Genomic DNA, 19267 nt, shown 5'->3' on the forward strand with positions numbered 1-19267 from the left:
GTCGCACCGTCGGCCCGAAGCCACGTTCAAGCACCTCAAGGGCGCTGACCTGCGGTTACAGCACCGGCAGCAGGTTCTTTAGCTCGAAGGCCGTGACCTCGCTGCGGTACTCCTCCCACTCCTGCTTCTTGTTGCGCAGGAAGAAGTCGAAAACGTGCTCGCCCAGAGTCTCTGCGACCAGTTCGCTCTTCTCCATCAGCGAGATCGCCTCGCCCAGATTCTGCGGCAGCGGCTCGATGCCCATCGCGCGGCGCTCGGAGTCGGAGAGGGCCCAGACGTCGTCGTCGGCGCCGGCCGGGAGCTCGTAGCCCTCCTCGATGCCCTTGAGGCCCGCGGCGAGCAGCACCGCGTATGTCAGGTAGGGGTTGGCGCCGGAGTCGATGGAGCGGACCTCGACGCGGGCCGAGCCGGTCTTGCCGGGCTTGTACATCGGGACGCGGATCAGCGCGGAGCGGTTGTTGTGGCCCCAGCAGATGTACGAGGGGGCCTCGCCGCCGGCGCCCGCGGAGCGGCTGGAGCCGCCCCAGATGCGCTTGTACGAGTTGACCCACTGGTTCGTCACGGCGGAGATCTCAGCGGCGTGCTTGAGCAGGCCCGCGATGAAGGACCGGCCGACCTTGGAGAGCTGGTACTCGGCGCCCGACTCGTAGAAGGCGTTGCGGTCGCCCTCGAAGAGGGAGAGGTGGGTGTGCATGCCCGAGCCCGGGTACTCCGAGAACGGCTTCGGCATGAAGGTGGCCTGCACACCCTGCTCCAGCGCGACCTGCTTCATGACCAGGCGGAAGGTCATGATGTTGTCGGCGGTGGACAGCGCGTCCGCGTAGCGGAGGTCGATCTCCTGCTGGCCGGGGGCGCCCTCGTGGTGGCTGAACTCGACCGAGATGCCCATCGATTCGAGCATGGTGATCGCCTGGCGGCGGAAGTCCATGCCGACGTTCTGCGGGGTGTGGTCGAAGTAGCCGGAGCTGTCGGCCGGAGTGGGGCGGCTGCCGTCGACCGGCTTGTTCTTCAGCAGGAAGAACTCGATCTCCGGGTGCGTGTAGAAGGTGAAGCCCAGGTCGGAGGTCTTGGCGAGGATGCGCTTGAGGACGTAGCGCGGGTCGGCGAAGGAGGGCGAGCCGTCCGGCATCAGGATGTCGCAGAACATCCGCGCCGTGCCGGGAGCCTCCGCGCGCCACGGAAGGATCTGGAACGTGCCGGGGTCCGGCTTGGCGATCATGTCCGATTCGTATACACGGGCGAAGCCCTCGATCGCCGAGCCATCGAAGCCGATGCCCTCGTCAAAGGCCTGCTCGAGCTCGGCCGGGGCCACGGCGACGGACTTGAGGTAACCGAGAACATCGGTGAACCACAGCCGTACGAAGCGGATGTCGCGCTCCTCAAGCGTCCTGAGGACGAATTCCTGCTGCTTGTCCATAGCCACATCCTTGCAGTTCAGACGGTCCGTGCACCACCGCCCGGGGTAGGGGAGACACCTCAGTATCACGACCCGGGATTTCACCCAGATTACGCACACGGTGTGAGAGAGAGCACGCGGCCACCCACTACGATCGGCGCCCATGGTGTGCAAGGGCCGCGGGGGCTCCCCCACGGTCTCACGCGCACCGGTTTCCCCCGCTCCTCTCCCGTCCCTCCCGACCCCTTGGCAGAAGGACCCGACGTCATGAGCTTCGACCGCAGGACCCGCATAGAGCAGATGCGCAGCGCCGACCGTGCGCGGGACCGCCGCAACCGGGTCGTCGCCATAGGCCTGAGCGCCGTCGTGGTCGCCGGCCTGCTGGGATTCGGGTCGTACATGCTGCTGGAGAAGTCCGAGGCGAAGGAGAAGACCGAGGAGAGCCGGGCCCAGGACTCCAAGCAGACCGAGCAGGAGAAGAAGAAGCTCGCCGCCGAGCCGATCGCGGGCGAGAAGACGTGGGACGCGAAGGCGCTGACCCGTGACCACGTCACCACCGACGTGAAGTACCCCATGGAGCCGCCCGTCGGCGGGAACCACAATCCGGCCTGGCTGAACTGCGACGGCGTCGTATACGAAAAGGCCGTCCCGAACGTCAACGCCGTGCACGCCCTGGAACACGGTGCGGTCTGGGTGACGCACAGCGAGAAGGCCTCCGGGGACGACGTCGGCAGACTCGCGTCGCGCGTCAGGAGCACCCCGTACTCCCTGATGTCCCCGTACGAAGGGCAGGCCGGGGCGATCATGCTCAGCGCCTGGGGCAAGCAGGTCACGGTGGACAGCGCCGATGACCCCCGGGTGGCCCGGTTCTTCGCGAAGTACGTCCAGGGTGCGCAGACGCCCGAGCCCGGCGCGCCCTGCACCGGCGGGATCGACGGTTGAGCCCCTCGCGCAACCGTCGTACGCGGTGGGTGGCGGGCTCCGCCGTGGGCCTCGCCCTGCTGTTCGCCGGCGCGGCTACGGTCGCCTCGGCGCGAGGTGACGGGACTGCGCCCGGGCCTCGTACACCCTCGGCGGAGTCCGCGGACGCCGGCTTCGCGCGGGACATGGCCGTCCACCACCAGCAGGCCGTGGAGATGTCGTTCATCGTGCGGGACGGGACGCGGGACGAGGACGTACGCCGCCTCGCGTACGACATCGCCAATACGCAGGCCAACCAGCGGGGCATGCTGCTCGGCTGGCTGGATCTGTGGGAGCTGCCGAAGACGGCGCCCGACGGGCAGGGCCCGATGGCCTGGATGCCGGACGCCCACAGCGGCCACGACATGCACGGCATGAAGGGCATGCGGGACACGGAGGGTGCGGGCATGGCTCATGACGGGGCCCTCATGCCCGGCATGGCGACCAGGACCGAGCTGGACCGGCTCCGCGGGGCCGACGGCAAGCAGGCCGAGATCCTCTTCCTGCAGCTGATGACCGACCACCACAAGGGCGGCGTCGCGATGGCCCGCGGCTGCGCCGAGCAGTGCACCGTTCCCGTGGAGAAGCGGCTGGCCCAGGGCATGGTCGAGGCCCAGCAGTCCGAGCTGGACCTGATGGCGGACATGCTCGCCGCGCGCGGGGCCGCGCCCCGTTCCTGAACGCGGGACCGGCCCGGCGTACGCCCGAACGGGTGACAGCGTTGGCGTGCGCCGGGCGGGCCCGGGACGATGGAAGGACTCGGGGACGTACAGCAGTGCCCATCGGCACGCAGGAGGCAACCCCATGACCACGGCCAAGGACATCATGCACACCGGGGCCCACTGGATCCCCGCCCACGAGACGCTCGACCGCGCCGCCCAGATGATGCGGGACCACAAGGTGGGGGCGCTTCCCGTCTCCGCCAACGGCGAGCAGGACCGAATGGTCGGGATCATCACCGATCGAGACATCGTGATCAAGTGCGTGGCGTCGGGGCACGATCCGTCGGCGGTGACGGCGGGCGAGCTCTGCGACGGCACTCCGCGCTGGATCGAGTCGACGGCCGGCGTCGACGCGGTGCTGGAGGAGATGCAGAGCCACCGGATCCGCCGGCTCCCGGTGATCGAGGACAAGAAGCTGATCGGCATGATCAGCGAGGCCGACCTGGCGCTCCACCTCTCGGACGAGCAGGTCGCCGGCTGGGCGGAGAGGGTCTACGCCAGCACCTGACCGCTCCGCCGCCGCCACAGAGAGTCCGTACCGCCCCGCACCCCGGGCGCCTGGTGCCCCTCCCCCGTAGGCACGAGGGGGGCACCGGGCTGCCGGGTGTCGGGGCCGCGCCCTTATACCCGCCAGCGGTACCGTGCGCAATATGTCTGAAATGCCCACTCGCCGGACCGTGCTCGGCGCCGGCGTCGCCCTGGCCGGGACAGCAGGCCTCGCCTCCCAGGCCGTCGCCTCCCAGGCCCATGCCGCGCCCCTCCGCGCCCCCTCCCCCGCGCGAGCCGCCGACCAGTACGTCACGCCCGACGGACCCGAGGTGGTGGACACCGAGACCCGGCGGGGCGCCGGCCCCCTGCGGAAGGTCTCGCTCACCGCCACCACGTCCCGCTTCGAACTGGGCGGCGGCCTCACCGTCCCCACCTGGGCGTACGGGGACCGTCTGCCGGGTGAGGCGATCCGGGTCACGGCGGGCGACACCCTGGAACTCGCCCTGGCCAACCACCTGCCCCAGGCCACCTCGATGCACTGGCACGGCCTCTCCCTCCGCAACGACATGGACGGCGTCCCCGGGGTGACCCAGCAACCGGTCAAGCCGGGCGCCGACTTCACCTACCGGTTCGCGGTCACCCACCCCGGGACGTACTGGATCCACCCCCACTCGGGTGTCCAGCTCGACCGGGGGCTGTACGCGCCGCTGATCGTCGACGACCCGAAGGAGCCGCTCCAGTACGACAGTGAGTGGATCGTCGTCCTCGACGACTGGCTCGACGGGGTGGACGGCTCAACCCCCGACGCGGTCCTCGACGAACTCACCAAGGGCCGGGGCGGCAGCCATGACGCCGCCGGTCACGACATGGCCGCAGCGACCGACGGCGACGGCGACGCCCCCTCCCGTCTGCTGGCGGGAGCCGAGAGCGATCTGCTCGGCGGCCACGCGGGCGACGTCGACTACCCCCACTACCTGGTCAACGGCCGCAGGGCCGAAGCCCCTTCGGTATTCAAGGCCCACCCCGGCGACCGCATCCGGCTGCGCGTCATCAACGCGGGCGGGGACACCGCGTTCCGGCTGGCACTCGGCGGTCACCGGATGACCGTCACGCACACGGACGGCTTCCCGGTGCGGCACACCGAGACCGACGCCCTGCTGCTGGGCATGGGCGAGCGGTACGACGTGCTGGTGACGGCCGGGGACGGGGTGTTCCCGCTGACCGCTCTCGCCGAGGGCAAGGGCGCGTCGACGATGGCCGTGCTGCGGACGGCCCGGGGAGCTGTGCCGCCGCCCTCCGCACGGCCCGGGGAGCTGGACGGCCAGGTGCTCACGGCCAACAAGCTGGCTCCCGACGAGTCCGTCGCGCTCCCGGCTCGTGAGCCCGACCGGACCGTGCGGATCACGCTCACGGGTTCCATGGCGGCCTACGACTGGGCCTTCGACGGCAAGCGCTACGACCCGGCGGTGCGGCAGCCCGTCCGGGCCGGGGAGCGGGTACGCCTGGTCTTCACCAACCGCACCTCGATGTGGCATCCCCTCCACCTCCACGGCCATACGTTCGCGCTGGCCGGAGCGGGCAAGGGGGCGGCCCCCGGCGCCCGTAAGGACACCGCGGCGATCCTGCCCCGGCGCTCACTGACGGTCGACTTCGACGCGGACAACCCGGGGCTGTGGATGCTGCACTGCCACAACGTCTACCACTCCGAATCGGGGATGATGACGGTCCTCGGCTACCTGCGCTGAGCCGCGCGGCCCGACTGCGTCCGGAGGCGGTCCGCCGCCTCCGGCCGGGGTGACACCAGGACATCGCGTCAGTCAGACGATTACACTGGCCGCGTGCCTCAACTACGTCTCGCACTCAATCAGATCGACGCGACCGTCGGAGACCTCGCCGGCAACTCCGAGTCGATCGTCCACTGGACCCGGCACGCCGCCGAGCAGGGCGCCCACCTGGTGGCGTTCCCCGAGATGGTGCTGACCGGCTATCCCGTCGAGGACCTGGCCCTGCGGTCGTCCTTCGTCGAGGCCTCGCGGAAGGCGCTGCACGCGCTCGCCGCCCGTCTCGCCGACGAGGGCTTCGGGGAACTGCCGGTCGTCGTCGGCCATCTCGACCGCTCGGAGCACGCCGCGGCACGCTACGGCCAGCCCGCGGGGTCCCCGCGCAATGCCGCCGCGGTGCTGCACCGCGGGCAGGTCGCCCTGAACTTCGCCAAGCACCACCTGCCCAACTACGGCGTCTTCGACGAGTTCCGGTACTTCGTGCCGGGCGACTCCATGCCCGTCGTGCGGGTGCACGGCATCGATGTGGCGCTCGCGATCTGTGAGGACCTCTGGCAGGACGGCGGCCGTGTCCCGGCCGCGCGCGCCGCCGGAGCCGGGCTGCTGCTGTCGATCAACGCCTCCCCGTACGAGCGCGACAAGGACGACACCAGGCTGGAACTGGTCCGCAAGCGGGCCCAGGAGGCCGGCTGCACGACGGCGTATCTGGCGATGATCGGCGGCCAGGACGAGCTGGTCTTCGACGGGGACTCCATCGTCGTCGACAAGGACGGCGAAGTCATCGCCCGCGCACCCCAGTTCGCCGAGGGCACCGTGATCCTCGACCTGGACCTGCCGGCCGCTGCGGCCGTGGCGCCGTCCGGGGTCGTCAACGACGGACTGCGGATCGACCATGTGGTGCTGAGCGAGGAGCCGCTGCCGGCCTATGAGCCCGAGCTGGCCGGCGGATACGCCGAGCGGCTGGACGACGACGAGGAGCTGTACTCGGCGCTGGTCGTGGGTCTGCGCGCGTACGCCGCGAAGAACGGTTTCAGCAGCGTCCTGATCGGCCTCTCGGGCGGAATCGACTCGGCGCTCGTCGCGGCGATCGCCTGCGACGCGCTGGGTGCCGAGCATGTGTACGGCATCTCGATGCCGTCGAAGTACTCCTCGGACCACTCCAAGGGCGACGCGGCCGAGCTGGCCCGGCGTACGGGGCTGAACTTCCGCACCGTACCGATCGAGCCGATGTTCGACGCTTACATGGGGTCGCTGGGGCTCACCGGGCTGGCGGAGGAGAACCTCCAGTCGCGGCTGCGCGGCACGATGCTGATGGCGATCTCCAACCAGGAGGGCCAGATCGTGCTCGCGCCGGGCAACAAGTCCGAACTGGCGGTGGGCTATTCCACGCTGTACGGGGACTCCGTCGGCGCGTACGGGCCGATCAAGGACGTGTACAAGACGTCGGTCTTCCGCCTGGCGAAGTGGCGCAACCGCGCCGCCGAGGAGCGCGGCCTGACGCCGCCGATCCCGGAGGCGTCCATCACCAAGCCCCCGAGCGCCGAACTGCGCCCGGACCAGGTGGACACGGACTCGCTGCCGGACTACGACGTCCTGGACAGCATCCTGGAGCTGTACGTCGACCGGGACCAGGGCCGGGACGCGATCGTGGCGGCCGGGTACGACGAGGCGTTGGTGACGAAGACGCTGCGGATGGTGGACACGGCGGAGTACAAGCGGCGGCAGTACCCGCCGGGCACGAAGATCTCGCCGAAGGGCTTCGGCAAGGACCGCCGGCTGCCGATCACGAACCGGTGGCGCGAGTCGAGCTGACGCGGGACACCTGGAGCCGGTCCGCACACGCGGTGCGGACCGGTCGGCAGCGGCAGGCCCGAGGGACGGTCTCCGCCGGGGCGGCTCAGCGGAGCAGCGCTCCGCGCAGGGTGATGCCGTGCCGGGTGCGCAGCCGCCTCAGCTCCCACACCGCCACGGCGGTGACGGACAGCGGGGCTCCCAGGGTGAAGGCCACCCGCACCCCGAACGGCACGCTGTCGTAGGCGCCCCGGAAGACGTCGAAGAGGGCGACCTCCCAGACGAGCAGCGTCGCGAGCAGCGGCGGGACCGTCTCGTGGAGGTCTGCCGTCCGGAAGACGTGCACGAGCGACTGCGCGATGCCGTAGAGAGCGAAGGGGGCGAGCCACAACAGGAAGGCGCCGAGGGCGAACAGCAGCACCACCCTCCCCGGCGACGCCGTCCAGTCCGTTTCCTCGTCCACGTAGCCCAGCCCCGTGATCAGTCTCGGCACGGCGAGCGTGACGACCAGCGCGAGCAGCGCCCCGGCGGGCTTGGCCACGCGGCGCAGGAACAGGCGCCGGTTGGGTGGGCGGGCCGCCGCGACGAAGCAGGCGACGGCGACCGGGAAGGTCACCCCAAGCACGATGAGGGTGGTGCGGATCTGGTCGAAGCGGTCGTCCACCACGGCGTCGGCGTCCGATGCCAGCCCGTAGGACAACAGCATCCACGTGATGGCGACCAGGCCGACGACCGTCCGCAGGACCTGCACCCTCTTCACCGCCGGGTCGTGCACACGGTCCGGCCGGGACGGTGTGAACACCGCACGCCCCACAGCGAACGGGTTGAAGAGACGTGCGAAGGTCAGCCTGCGCGTCGGACCCGGCGGCCACGGGCCCGCCGGCGGTACGGGTGGCAGCCCCGGTCCCGGCGGCTGTCCTCCTCCGTACGGATTCCACGGCGCACCGCTTCCGCTCATCCCCGCGTCCTTCCTGTCGCCGCGCCCAGAGGTCACGAGGAGAATACGCAGCCCTCGGGGCGTGAAAGCGCCTCATTCCCGCTGCAGTTGCGCTGCAGTCGTGTACCGGCGGGGACTGGGCCGCCACCGCCCATCCGCTACCGCGCACTCAGCGAACGGGATGGCTTTCTGAGGCGTCTGCCCGATGCCGCCGCCCCACCTCAGTCGTCAGCATGGCCCGGAGAGCGCCCCGGCCGGGAGCGCGAACTGCGGGTGCAGGGAGTGCATGGTGGCGTCGGGCGCGGTGGTACGGGATCGCACGGCCCTGCTCTGTCTCGTGGGCCTGACGGTGTCCGGGTTCGGTACGTCCGCGATGTGGCTGACCGCCGGAATCTGGGTCAAGTCGCTCACCGGGTCGGACGGTCTGGCCGCCCTGACGGTGTGCGCGATGTGGGCGCCGGTCCTCGCGGGCCCCCTCCTCGGAGCGGTGGCGGACCAGGTGCCCCGCCGGCTCCTGCTGATCACGGTGAATGCGGTGATGGCCGGACTGCTGGCCGCACTTCTCCTCGTCGATCCCGGCCACAGGATCGGTGCGCTCTTCGCGGTCCTGTTCCTCTACGGAGTGAGTGGCGTACTCCTGGACGCGGCGGAGGCCGCGCTGGTGGCGCGGGCGGTCGACTCCCGGCTGCTGGGCGACTTCAACGGGCTGCGCACGACGGCGAACGAGGGCATGAAGCTGCTCGCGCCCCTCGCGGGCGCCGGGCTGTACGCACGGTACGGCGCGGGCCCCGTGGTCGTGCTGGACGCGGTGACGTTCGCCGTGGCGGCCCTGGTCTTCGCGCAGCTGCGGGTGCGGGAGCCGGCCGGGGCGCCCCGTAGGGCTGGACGGCGGGGCGGTACGGCGGCGGGGATACGGCTGCTCCGCGGCTCGGCGACCCTGCGGCCGCTGGTGTACGCCGGAGCGCTGACGATGCTCCTGGCGGGGTTCAACGGGGCGGCGGTGTACGCCGTCGTCGAGACGCTGGGCCGTCCACCGGCGTACGCCGGGGTGCTGTACGCCTTCCAGGGTGCGGGGTCGGTGGCGGTCGGGCTGCTGGCCGGGCCCATGCTGCGCCGCGTGCCGGAGCGCGCCTTCGCGGCTGCCGGGATCGCGGTGTTCGCGGTCGCCCTGGGGGTGAGGCCCTCGGCCGGTGAGCCGGTGGCCCTCGCGGCGAGCGTGGCCATCGGTGCGGGCCTGCCGTGCGTGCTGATCACCGCGATGACCGCGGTGCAGCGGGAGACCCCGGACGCGGTACTGGGCCGTACGGCGGCGGCGGCCAACTCGCTGATGATGGTGCCGAACGCACTGGCGCTCGCGTGCGGGGCCGGGCTGCTCGCGGTGACGGACGTACGGCTGCTTCTGGCAGTGGCAGCGTCGGCGGGCCTGGTCACGGCGGCCTGGCTGGGATCGGACCGGTGGGGACGCGGGACATCCGCCCCCACCGGCCGGGCATCGCCGTGACCGACGATGCCCGGTCCCGGACTCACGGCTCGCCGGAGCCCGGGACCGGGGGCCCGGGCTCGGAGCCCAGGGACCCGGGGCTCAGGACTCGGAGCGTGCCTCCGCGTGCTCGCGCGCCTCGGCGCGGGCGCCGGACGCCACGACACGCGAGGTGCCCGGGTTCCGGTCCAGCACACCCGCCGTGACCGCCACGGCGAGTCCGGCCACGGCCAGCACCGCGCCGACCAGGGCCGGAGACGTCCAGCCCCAGCCTGCCGCGATGGCGACGCCGCCGAGCCAGGCCCCGCCCGCGTTGGCGAGGTTGAAGGCGGAGTGGTTGGAGGCGGACGCCAGCGTGGGGGCGTCCTTGGCCTTGTTCATCACGAGCATCTGCAGCGGCGTGGTCGTCATGAAGCCGATGCCGCCGAGCAGCACCACCATGACCAGCGCCGCCCACTGCACATGGACCGTGAAGGGGAAGACCACGAGGACGACGGCCAGGGCCGCCAGCGAGCCGTAGAGGGTGGGACGCAGCGCCCGGTCGGTCAGCGGTCCCGCCGCCAGCGCGCCGAGGGTCATCCCGATGCCGAAGAGCGCGAGTACGAGCGTCACCGAGGACTCGCCGAAGCCCATCGCCTCGGTCGTCATGGACGAGAGGTAGGAGTAGACGGCGAAGACACCCGCGAAGCCGAGGACGGCGGTGAGCAGGCCGAGTACCACCTGCCGGTTGCCGAGCGCGCTCAGTTCACGGCGCACGTTCTGGTGCGCCTCGACGGGGATCTGCGGTACGAGGCGGGCGAGGGCGGCCATCGCGCCCAGCCCGATCACCGCGACGACGACGAACGTTGCGCGCCAGCCGAGGTGCTGCCCCAGCAGGGTGGCCGCCGGGACGCCGACGATGTTGGCCACGGTCAGGCCGAGGAACATCGTGGCGACGGCGCGGGCCTGGCGGCCGTCGGGAACGAGGCGCGCGGCTACGACCGCGCCGACCCCGAAGAAGGCCCCGTGCGGAAGTCCGGCCAGGAATCGGCCGGCCAGCAGCCAGCCGAAGTCGGGGGCGAAGGCGGAAGCGAGGTTGCCGACGGTGAAGACGGCCATCAGCAGCAGGAGCATCCGCTTGCGCGGGATCCTGGAGCCGAGGCCGGTGAGCAGCGGGGCACCGAGCACGACGCCGATCGCATACGCCGACACGAGGTAACCGGCGGTGGGTACGGACGTTCCCAGATCGTCCGCGACGTTGGGCAGCAGCCCCATCATCACGAACTCGGTGGTGCCGATGCCGAAGGCGCTCACAGCGAGGGCGAGCAGGGCCAGGGGCATGGAAAGAACCTTTCGGGCAGGGGGGCCGCCCGGGCCGTGGAGGGCCGGGTGGCGGCGGAGTGTGTGCGGGAGCGTCGGCTTCGTTGCCGGGACGGGTTATGTACCCCGTCGGAACAAAGTCTCTCAGACGTTTTATGCCCGGACGTGAACATGCCGTTGCGGCGGAGTGTGATCTGGACGTCACTCGGTGGGTCCGCCCCGGGCCGTCGCCGTCATCGTTCCGGCGCCGGCCGCCTCCGGGCGGTAGGAGGCCGTACGACGCCGGAAGCCGCCGAGAGTACCCCCGTGAGCGCGAGGGCCGCACCCATCAGCAGGGCGCTGACCCAGACCGGAGCGCGGAAGCCGAAACCCGCGCCGAGAGCCAGGCCGCCCAGCCAGGGCCCGGCCGCGGCGCCCACGTTGAAGGCGGCCGTCGCGAAGGAGCCCGCCATCGTCGGGGCGTCCGGAGCCAGGTGGAAGACCCGGGTGATCAGCGTCGTTCCCGTACCGAAGGCAAGTGCCCCCTGGAGCAGGACGAGGGCGAGGGCTGCCACCGGGTGGGCGGCGGTCAGGGCCAGGGCGGCCCAGCCGACGGCCAGGGCGGTCATTCCGAGTCCGATGACCGCGTCCGGGCGGGCGTCGGCCAGGCGTCCGGCCAGGGTGACACCCGCGAACGAGCCGACGCCGAACAGCGCGAGCACCACGGGCACCCAGCCCGCGCCGAACCCGGTGACCCGGGTGACCAGCGGTTCCAGGTAGGAGAACGTGCAGAAGGTCGCCCCCTGCACCAGCGCCATCACCAGCAGCGTCAGCAGCAGCCGGGGCCGGGCGAGGGCGCGCAGTTCACTCCTCGCGCCCACCTGTGGCGCGTCGTCGGGCCGGCCCCCCGGCACGGCCACCAGCAGTGCGACCGCGGCCGGCACGGAGACGAGGGCAACAGCCCAGAAAGCCGAGCGCCAGCCCCACAGTTCACCGAGCGCCGCACCCGCCGGAACGCCCACCACACACGCGACGGTCACGCCGCCGACGACCACGGCGGTGGCCCGCGCCCGCTGGTGCGGGCCGACCATGTCCAGTGCGGTGACCAGCGCCACCGCCCAGAAACCGGCATTGGCGAGCGCCCCCGCGACCCTGGTCGCGAGCAGCACCCCGTAGCTGGGGGTCAGGGCGCCGACGACATGGACGGCGACGAAGACGCCGAGGAAGAACAGCAGTGCCCGGCGCCGGGGCCAGGTGCGGCCGGCCAGAGCGGTGAGCGGCGCACCGACCACCATCCCGACCGCGAAGGCCGAGGTCAGCAGACCGGCGGCGCCCAGTGAGACGTGCAGGTCACCGGCGATGCCCGAGAGCAGGCCGGACAGCATGAACTCCGATGTGCCCTGGGCGAAGACCGCCAGCCCGAGCACATGGACAGCGAATGGCATGAGAGAGGACCCCTTGTACGGAACCGTCGGAGGAACGAGCGGTGTGCAGGGGATGCGGGCCGCGCCCGTGTCACGCGCCGGAGCGCGAGAACGGCAACGCGGTGGAATGTCCGGTGTTCTCACGGAACATGGGAGTCGGCCCACACCGCCGCGGATGATCCGGCGGTGGCCGACGGCGCGACGGTGGAAGCCCGGTGACCGCTGGGGTCAGCGGGCTTCGGCGTCGGCGAGCGGCCACCGGCGAACCGGCGGCCGGAGTCTGTCGGACTCGGGGCTGGACATGGCTGCGAGCGTACCGCCTGCCGAAGTGGCAGCGCTCACCATTGCACGCGGGCCGCGATCGGGAGGTGGTCGCTGTCCGTGGCGGGGAGGGTCCAGGAGGCGAGGGGCTCGACGCCCCGCACCATGATCTGGTCGATCCGCGCCATCGGGAAGGACGCCGGCCAGCTGAAGCCGAAGCCGTCGCCCGCAGCGCCCTGGGTGGAGCGCATCTGGGCGGTGACCGCGTTCAGCGAGCGGTCGTTCATCGTGCCGTTCAGGTCGCCGAGCAGAACGACCCGGTCCATCGGTTCGTCGGAGATCGCCTCGCCCAGGGCGTCCGCGCTGTCGTCCCGCTGGTTGGCGGTGAAGCCCGCGTTCAGCTTGACCCGCACGGAGGGGAGGTGGGCGACGTACACCTTGACCGGGCCCTCGGGGGTGGTGACCGTCGCGCTCATCGCGCGGGTCCAGCCCAGCTTGATGTCGACGGGGCTGGAGTCCGTCACCGGGTACTTGCTCCACAGGCCCACGGTGCCCTGCACCGAGTGGTGCGGATAGCGGTCGGCGAGGGCGTCCTCGTAGGCCTCCACCTTGCCGCTCGGGAGTTCCTGCAGCGCCAGGATGTCCGCGCCGGAGCCCGCGACCTGCTGGGCGGTGCCCGCGGGGTCGGGGTTGCCCGCGTTGACGTTGTGCGTGGCGACCGTGAGGTCGCCGCCGGTGCCCGACTTGTCGGCGAACAGCAGGCCGCCGAAGAGGTTGAGCCAGACGGCGACCGGCAGGACGAGGGCGATCACCGCCGTCGCGGAACGCCGCACCAGACCGAGGATCAGCAGCAGCGGCAGGAGAAGGCCGAACCATGGCAGGAACGTCTCGATGAGGCTGCCCAGGTTGCCGATGGTGTTCGGGATGTCCGAGTGGAAGACCATCACGACGGTCAGGAACACCGAGCAGAGCGCCAGGAGGATGCCGCGCCGCCAGATGCCCCGGTCCGAGGCCAGTCTCCGGCACATGGCCCGGAAACGGGAGACCGGCTGCGAACCCGCACCGGCGTTCTCGGTGTCCGCCCTGTACGCCTGCACCATTGCGCTCGTCCTCACTGCCTGTCCGTACACATCACCGCGCCTCTTGACCCTAGGCGATGGGTGACGCCGTTCCCGCCGTCGACGACGGCCGTATTGGAATCAGGACGACGGATGCGGTGCTGCGGGTTCCTGCCACGGTGACGGTTCCCGAGGTTTGTGACGGAACGATCACACGGGGGCGGACGTCGGCTCCACGGCTGTGACCTGCGGTTTCGACGAGCGCGGCGCGAGGCCCTGGAGGAGGGTACGGATGATGCGGTCGGCGAGGTCCTCCGGCAGGGGTGCTTCGGGGCGGTGGACGGTGCGGACCAGCATGGGCCCGAGGAACAGGTCGTCCATGAGCTCCACGTCGAGGTCGTCGCGGAGCTCGCCCGCGTCCACCGCCCGCTGCACGGCGGCCAGCATCGCGACGCGGCGCGGCGCGATGACGGTGCTCTGGTATTCGGTCCAGAGCCTGGGGTGCTTCTTCATCTGCACGAACACGTTGTGCAGGAGGGCGGAGGAGCGCTGGGCGAGACCGCGCGTGCGCATGGACTCCAGCAGTACGCGCAGGTCGTCCAGGCCGGCGGTGCCGGAGACGGTGGGATCGGCGGGCTCTATGTCGCGCAGGACGTCGACGAAGAGCTCCTCCTTGCCGCTCCAGCGGCGGTAGATGGTGGCCTTGCCGACCCCGGCGGTACGGGCGATGCGCTCGATGGACAGGCCGTCCAGGGTCTCCCCCGCCTCCAGCAGCTGCACGACGGCGTCGAGGATCGCCCGCTCCACGGCCGCGCTGCGGGGGCGGCCGCGGCGCGGCTCCTGGCCCTGGCAGGGCGGGCCCGCCGGGCCCGCGGCCGGGTCCTGCACCGGGTTCTGTGCCGCCTGCCGCACGTGGGCCGCCTCTCGCTGCGCCGTCCGCCGTTCACTTGCCCGTACGTCTCGATTCTCGCCGACCGGCCGGGGGTGGAGCGACTCCCCGGCCGGAGCGGTGGGTCAGGACTGGTGCACCGGCTCCTCGGCCGCCTGCCGGGCCGGGTCCGGCCCGGCCTGCGCCTGCTGTCGGCCCGGAAGGAACGCGGCCACCACCGCCGCCCCGATCAGCGCGACCGCCGCCGAGCCGAGTGCGGTGACGTGCATCGCCCCGATGAACGCGTCGTTCGCCGCGGCGATCAGCGGCTTGCCCGCCGGGCCCAGCTTCTCCGCGAAGCCCAGGGTCGCCTCGATGGACTCGCCCGCGACATCCCGCGCGGGGGCCGGTACGCCGTCGAGGTGGCCCTCGATGTCACCCCGGTAGACCGTGGAGAGCACCGAGCCGAGTACGGCGATGCCGAGCGCGCCGCCCACCTGGCGGAACGTGTTGTTGATGGCGGAGCCCGAGCCGGCCCGCTCGCGGGGCAGGGCCTGCATCACGGCGACGGTGACGGGCGGCATGATGTGCGCCATGCCGGTGCCCTGGACGAAGAAGACCAGGCACAGCACCCACAGCGGGGTGTCCGCGCCGAACAGCGCGAAGGCGGCGAGACCGGCGGCGACGAGCAGCATGCCGACGGTGCAGACCGCCCGGGCCCCGAACCGGTCGACGACCAGGCGGGCACGCGGCGCGAAGATCATCTGCGCGGCGGCGAGCGGCAGGATCAGCAGCCCGGACTCCAGCGCGGTGTAGCCGCGCACGCTCTGCAGATAGAAGGCGGAGAAGAAGGTGACACCCATCAGCGCGAAGAAGACCAGCGCGATGGCGGCGACGGCGGCGGAGAAGGCGGGCTTGCGGAAGTAGGAGATGTCGATCGACGGGTGGCTGCTGCGCTTCTCGTGCCATACGAAGCCGGCCAGTACCAGCAGGCCGCCGATCAGCGGTGCGAGCACGGTGACGTCGGTGAAGGAGGCGAGTTCGCCGCCCCGGATGATGCCGTAGACCAGCAGGACCAGGCCGACGATGGACAGGACAACCCCGAACGGGTCGACGCGGCCGGGGGCGGGGTCCCGGGAGTCGGGCACGAGGACGGCCATGGCGATGAGCGCGATGATCACCACGGGCACGTTGACCAGGAAGATCGAGCCCCACCAGAAGTGCTCCAGGAGCAATCCGCCGGTGATCGGGCCGATCGCGATGCCGAGGCCGACGCTGCCGGCCCAGATACCGATGGCCTTGGGCTGCTCGTCGCGCTCGAAGACGTTCATCAGGACGGCGAGGGTGGCGGGCATCACGAAGGCCGCGCCGAAGCCCATCAGCGCGCGCCAGGTGATGAGCTCGCCGGGCGAGGAGGAGAGCGCGGCCAGGGCGGAGCCGAGGCCGAAGACCAGGATTCCGGCCAGCAGGACCTTCTTGCGGCCGATGCGGTCGCCCAGCAGACCTGCGGTGAACAGCAGTCCGGCGAAGACGAGCGTGTAGGAGTTGATCGCCCACTCGAGCTCGCTCTGGGTGGCGCCGATACCGGTCGGCGCGGGGCTGGCGATCGTCTTGACCGCGACGTTCAGGATCGAGTTGTCCAGAACGACGATGAGCAGGCTGAACATGAGGACGCCGAGGATGGCCCAGCGGCGGCGGTGGACCGCCTCCGGGACACGGGGCGCGGCGACGGGAGCGCCGGACGGTATGGACATGGCCGAGACTCTAGCGGACTTCCAATACGAGACCGTCTCGTATTGTAAAGACTTTACCCGGTTGCCGCGCACCGTTCACCGGGCGCGGTGGGCCCACTTCCCGGGAACGGTTCCGGGATGCCACCATGGAAGGGATCCGGGGACGCCGTCAGGGCGCCTCGAGATGACGAAGGAGCCGTTGGCCATGTCGCTTCAGGCTGCGCAGAACCAGTCCGCCACACCCCCCGCGGGTCCCACCCCCGGTGCCGACAAGGCGCTGTACGGGGGCAAAAGCACCCGCCGCATCACCGTCAACGACATCGCCGCCGCCAGCGAGCGGGGCGAGAAGTGGCCCATGCTCACCGCCTACGACGCGATGACCGCGTCCGTCTTCGACGAGGCCGGCATCCCGGTCATGCTCGTCGGCGACTCCATGGGCAACTGTCACCTCGGTTACGAGACCACCGTGCCCGTCACCATGGACGAGATGGCCATCCTCTCGGCCGCCGTCGTACGCGGCACCAAGCGCGCCCTCATCGTCGCCGACCTGCCCTTCGGTGCGTACCAGGAGGGCCCGGTCCAGGCCCTGCGCAACGCCACCCGGCTGATCAAGGACGCCGGCGTCGGCGCGGTCAAGCTGGAGGGCGGCGAGCGCTCCCACGAGCAGATCCGGCTCCTGGTCGAGGCCGGCATCCCGGTCATGGGCCACATCGGCCTGACCCCGCAGTCCGTCAACGCGATGGGCTACCGGGTGCAGGGCCGCGGCGAGGAGGCCGCCCAGCAGCTGCTGCGCGACGCGAAGGCGGTGCAGGACGCGGGCGCGTTCGCCGTCGTCCTGGAGCTCGTACCGGCTGAACTGGCCGCCGAGGTCACCCGCACGCTGCACATCCCGACCGTCGGCATCGGCGCCGGGCCCGACACGGACGCGCAGGTGCTGGTCTACACCGACATGGTCGGACTGACCGGCGGCAAGGTCCCGCGCTTCACCAAGCAGTACGCGAACATGCGTCAGGTGCTCGCCGACGCCGCCAAGGAGTACGCCGAAGAGGTCATCGGCGGCACGTTCCCTGCGGCGGAGCACACCTTCCACTGACGCCCACACGACCACTGCCGCACCACCGACAGCCCGCCGACTTCCCCCATCGGCGGGCTGTCGCCTGCTGTCGGTCCGCTGTCAGCGACATGTCGGTGACTTGTCGGTGGCGGCTGGTCTGATGGTGTCCATGACGCAAATCGACAAGAACCTCAGGGGCGGCAGGAACGCCGTCGAGGTGCGGGGGCTGGTCAAGCACTACGGCGAGACCAAGGCGCTGGACGGTGTGGACCTCGATGTACGCGAGGGCACCGTCCTCGGCGTGCTCGGGCCCAACGGCGCCGGAAAGACCACCCTCGTACGCTGCCTGTCCACCCTGATCCTGCCCGACGCCGGGCACGCGGTCGTGGCGGGCTACGACGTGGTGAAGCAGCCCCGGCAGCTGCGCCGCACCATAGGCCTGACCGGGCAGTACGCCTCGGTCGACGAGAAGCTCTCCGGCTGGGAGAACCTCTACATGATCGGGCGGCTGCTCGACCTGCCGCGCAAGAAGGCACGGTCCCGCGCCGACGAGCTGCTGGAGCGCTTCTCCCTCACCGACGCCGCCAAGAAGGCCGCCATGGACTACTCCGGCGGCATGCGGCGCCGACTGGACCTGGCCGCATCCATGATCGGCAGCCCGGCCGTCCTCTACCTGGACGAGCCGACGACGGGGCTCGACCCCCGTACCCGCAACGAGGTCTGGGACGAGGTGCAGCGGATGGTCGCGGAGGGGGCGACCGTGCTGCTCACCACCCAGTACATGGAGGAGGCGGAGCAGCTCGCGAGCGAGCTCACCGTCATCGACAAGGGCAAGATCATCGCCCGGGGCGGGGTCGACGAGCTCAAGGCCAAGGTCGGCGGCCGCACCCTGCAGATCCGGCCCTCCGACCCGGCAGAACTGGCCGCGATGGCGCAGGCGCTGCGGGAGGCCGGTCTCGACGGCGTCGCGGGAGCCCAGGCGGTCCCGGACGAGGGGCTGCTCTACGTACCGATCCTCAGCGACGCGCAGCTGACCGCCGTGATCGGCCTGCTCGGCACCCGGGGCTTCTCCCTCGCCCACGTCGCCACCGCACTGCCGAGCCTGGACGAGGTCTTCCTCGCCATCACGGGCGACAAGGCCACCGTCACCGACTCGATCCCCCAGGAGGTCGCGGCATGAGCACGACGACTCTGACGCCCACCCCCACCGACGCGGGCACGTCCGCACAAGCCACGAAGCTCCACGACGAGGGCCGGATCGGGCTGCGGAACAACCTTCGCCACATCGGGGCACTGGTACGGCGCAATCTGCTCCAGATCAAGAAGGATCCGGAGTCGATGTTCGACGCGCTCCTGATGCCGGTCATCTTCGTGCTGCTGTTCGTCTACGTGTTCGGCGGCTCGGTCGGCAGCAGCCTGGGCGGCGACCGACAGGACTACCTCAACTACCTGATCCCCGGCCTGATGGCGATGATGGGCATGAACATCGCCATGGCCGTCGGCAGCGGTGTCAACGACGACTTCCGCAAGGGGGTCATGGACCGGTTCCGGACGATGCCGATCGCCCGCTCCTCGGTGCTCATCGCGAAGATCGTGGTCGAGCTCGGCCGGATGATGGTCGCCACGCTGATCCTGCTGGGCATGGGCTTCGCACTCGGCATGGAACTCCACGGGTCGGTGCTGGGGCTGATCGGCGCGATCGGCCTGGCGGCCGCGTTCGGCGCCGCCATCATGTGGATCTTCATCCTGCTCGGACTGAGCATGAAGACGGCCCAGGCGGTCCAGGGAATGGGGATGCTCGTGATGATGCCGCTCCAGTTCGGATCCTCCATCTTCGCCCCGACCCAGACCATGCCCGGCTGGCTCCAGACGTTCACGGACTACAACCCGCTGTCCAACCTGGCCGACTCGGCCCGCGGACTGATGATGGGCGGCCCGCTCGGCAACTCGGTCTGGCTGACGCTCGGCTGGACCGTGGTCATCACCGCGGTGATGGCCCCGCTCGCGGTGTCCAAGTTCCGCAAGAAGTCCTGAC

General features: G+C 71.0%; 16 protein-coding genes. 9 read left to right on the forward strand and 7 right to left on the reverse strand.

What is annotated here, in order from left to right; all coding sequences use genetic code 11:
- Window positions 1-55 precede the first annotated feature (55 nt).
- Window positions 56-1417: a type I glutamate--ammonia ligase gene (gene glnA, locus ACFWFI_RS08950; protein ID WP_327119220.1), complete on the reverse strand. Its 1362-nt coding sequence runs from the start codon at window positions 1415-1417 to the stop codon at window positions 56-58.
- 246 nt (window positions 1418-1663) lie between these two features.
- Here glnA and ACFWFI_RS08955 point away from each other — a divergent pair, with 246 nt between their 5' ends.
- From ACFWFI_RS08955 to ACFWFI_RS08975, 5 genes are all read left to right on the forward strand, one after another.
- Window positions 1664-2338 (forward strand): DUF3105 domain-containing protein, encoded by a 675-nt coding sequence (locus ACFWFI_RS08955; RefSeq protein WP_387387309.1) that lies wholly within the window; start codon window positions 1664-1666, stop codon window positions 2336-2338.
- The gene (locus tag ACFWFI_RS08960) at window positions 2335-3036 is read left to right on the forward strand and encodes a DUF305 domain-containing protein (RefSeq protein WP_387387311.1); all 702 of its coding nucleotides are present in this window, start codon (window positions 2335-2337) and stop codon (window positions 3034-3036) included. The genes ACFWFI_RS08955 and ACFWFI_RS08960 overlap by 4 nt, the downstream gene beginning before the upstream one ends.
- Before the next feature lie 124 nt (window positions 3037-3160).
- Complete coding sequence (locus tag ACFWFI_RS08965; RefSeq protein ID WP_387387312.1) at window positions 3161-3586, forward strand: CBS domain-containing protein; 426 nt, start codon at window positions 3161-3163, stop codon at window positions 3584-3586.
- Window positions 3587-3728: 142 nt separating this feature from the next.
- Window positions 3729-5312 (forward strand): multicopper oxidase family protein, encoded by a 1584-nt coding sequence (locus ACFWFI_RS08970; RefSeq protein ID WP_387387313.1) that lies wholly within the window; start codon window positions 3729-3731, stop codon window positions 5310-5312.
- Window positions 5313-5405: 93 nt separating this feature from the next.
- A complete protein-coding gene (locus ACFWFI_RS08975) occupies window positions 5406-7160 on the forward strand; it encodes an NAD+ synthase (protein ID WP_387387315.1) in 1755 nt (584 codons plus the stop codon).
- 85 nt (window positions 7161-7245) lie between these two features.
- Here ACFWFI_RS08975 and ACFWFI_RS08980 read toward each other — a convergent pair whose 3' ends face one another.
- Window positions 7246-8097, reverse strand: coding sequence for a hypothetical protein (locus ACFWFI_RS08980; RefSeq protein ID WP_387387316.1), 852 nt, complete (start codon window positions 8095-8097; stop codon window positions 7246-7248).
- Between the two features lie 265 nt (window positions 8098-8362).
- On the opposite strand from ACFWFI_RS08980, the gene ACFWFI_RS08985 reads away from it, so the two are divergent.
- Window positions 8363-9577 carry an MFS transporter gene (locus ACFWFI_RS08985; protein WP_387387317.1) on the forward strand — a complete coding sequence of 405 codons (1215 nt, stop codon included), beginning with the start codon at window positions 8363-8365 and terminating at the stop codon, window positions 9575-9577.
- 81 nt (window positions 9578-9658) lie between these two features.
- On the opposite strand, the gene ACFWFI_RS08990 is transcribed toward ACFWFI_RS08985, so the two are convergent.
- The 5 genes from ACFWFI_RS08990 to ACFWFI_RS09010 all read right to left on the reverse strand — a co-directional run bounded on the left by ACFWFI_RS08990 (window position 9659) and on the right by ACFWFI_RS09010 (window position 16199).
- Window positions 9659-10876 carry an MFS transporter gene (locus tag ACFWFI_RS08990; RefSeq protein WP_387387319.1) on the reverse strand — a complete coding sequence of 406 codons (1218 nt, stop codon included), beginning with the start codon at window positions 10874-10876 and terminating at the stop codon, window positions 9659-9661.
- 212 nt (window positions 10877-11088) lie between these two features.
- Window positions 11089-12279 (reverse strand): Cmx/CmrA family chloramphenicol efflux MFS transporter, encoded by a 1191-nt coding sequence (locus ACFWFI_RS08995; RefSeq protein ID WP_387387321.1) that lies wholly within the window; start codon window positions 12277-12279, stop codon window positions 11089-11091.
- A gap of 317 nt (window positions 12280-12596) precedes the next feature.
- Window positions 12597-13547: an endonuclease/exonuclease/phosphatase family protein gene (locus ACFWFI_RS09000; RefSeq protein ID WP_387387370.1), complete on the reverse strand. Its 951-nt coding sequence runs from the start codon at window positions 13545-13547 to the stop codon at window positions 12597-12599.
- Window positions 13548-13787: 240 nt separating this feature from the next.
- The gene (locus tag ACFWFI_RS09005) at window positions 13788-14489 is read right to left on the reverse strand and encodes a TetR/AcrR family transcriptional regulator (RefSeq protein WP_387387322.1); all 702 of its coding nucleotides are present in this window, start codon (window positions 14487-14489) and stop codon (window positions 13788-13790) included.
- A 102-nt stretch (window positions 14490-14591) separates the two neighbouring features.
- A complete protein-coding gene (locus tag ACFWFI_RS09010; protein ID WP_387387323.1) occupies window positions 14592-16199 on the reverse strand; it encodes an MFS transporter in 1608 nt (535 codons plus the stop codon).
- 184 nt (window positions 16200-16383) lie between these two features.
- Between ACFWFI_RS09010 and panB the strand changes: the two genes are divergently transcribed.
- The 3 genes from panB to ACFWFI_RS09025 all read left to right on the forward strand — a co-directional run bounded on the left by panB (window position 16384) and on the right by ACFWFI_RS09025 (window position 19266).
- The gene (panB, locus tag ACFWFI_RS09015) at window positions 16384-17271 is read left to right on the forward strand and encodes a 3-methyl-2-oxobutanoate hydroxymethyltransferase (RefSeq protein ID WP_387387324.1); all 888 of its coding nucleotides are present in this window, start codon (window positions 16384-16386) and stop codon (window positions 17269-17271) included.
- A 121-nt stretch (window positions 17272-17392) separates the two neighbouring features.
- Window positions 17393-18412, forward strand: a complete 1020-nt coding sequence (locus ACFWFI_RS09020) for an ATP-binding cassette domain-containing protein (RefSeq protein WP_387387325.1) — start codon at window positions 17393-17395, stop codon at window positions 18410-18412.
- The gene (locus ACFWFI_RS09025) at window positions 18409-19266 is read left to right on the forward strand and encodes an ABC transporter permease (RefSeq protein WP_387387327.1); all 858 of its coding nucleotides are present in this window, start codon (window positions 18409-18411) and stop codon (window positions 19264-19266) included. The genes ACFWFI_RS09020 and ACFWFI_RS09025 overlap by 4 nt, the downstream gene beginning before the upstream one ends.
- The last annotated feature ends 1 nt before the right edge of the window (window position 19267 follow it).

Source organism: Streptomyces sp. NPDC060209, assembly GCF_042728155.1.
Classification (GTDB): domain Bacteria; phylum Actinomycetota; class Actinomycetes; order Streptomycetales; family Streptomycetaceae; genus Streptomyces.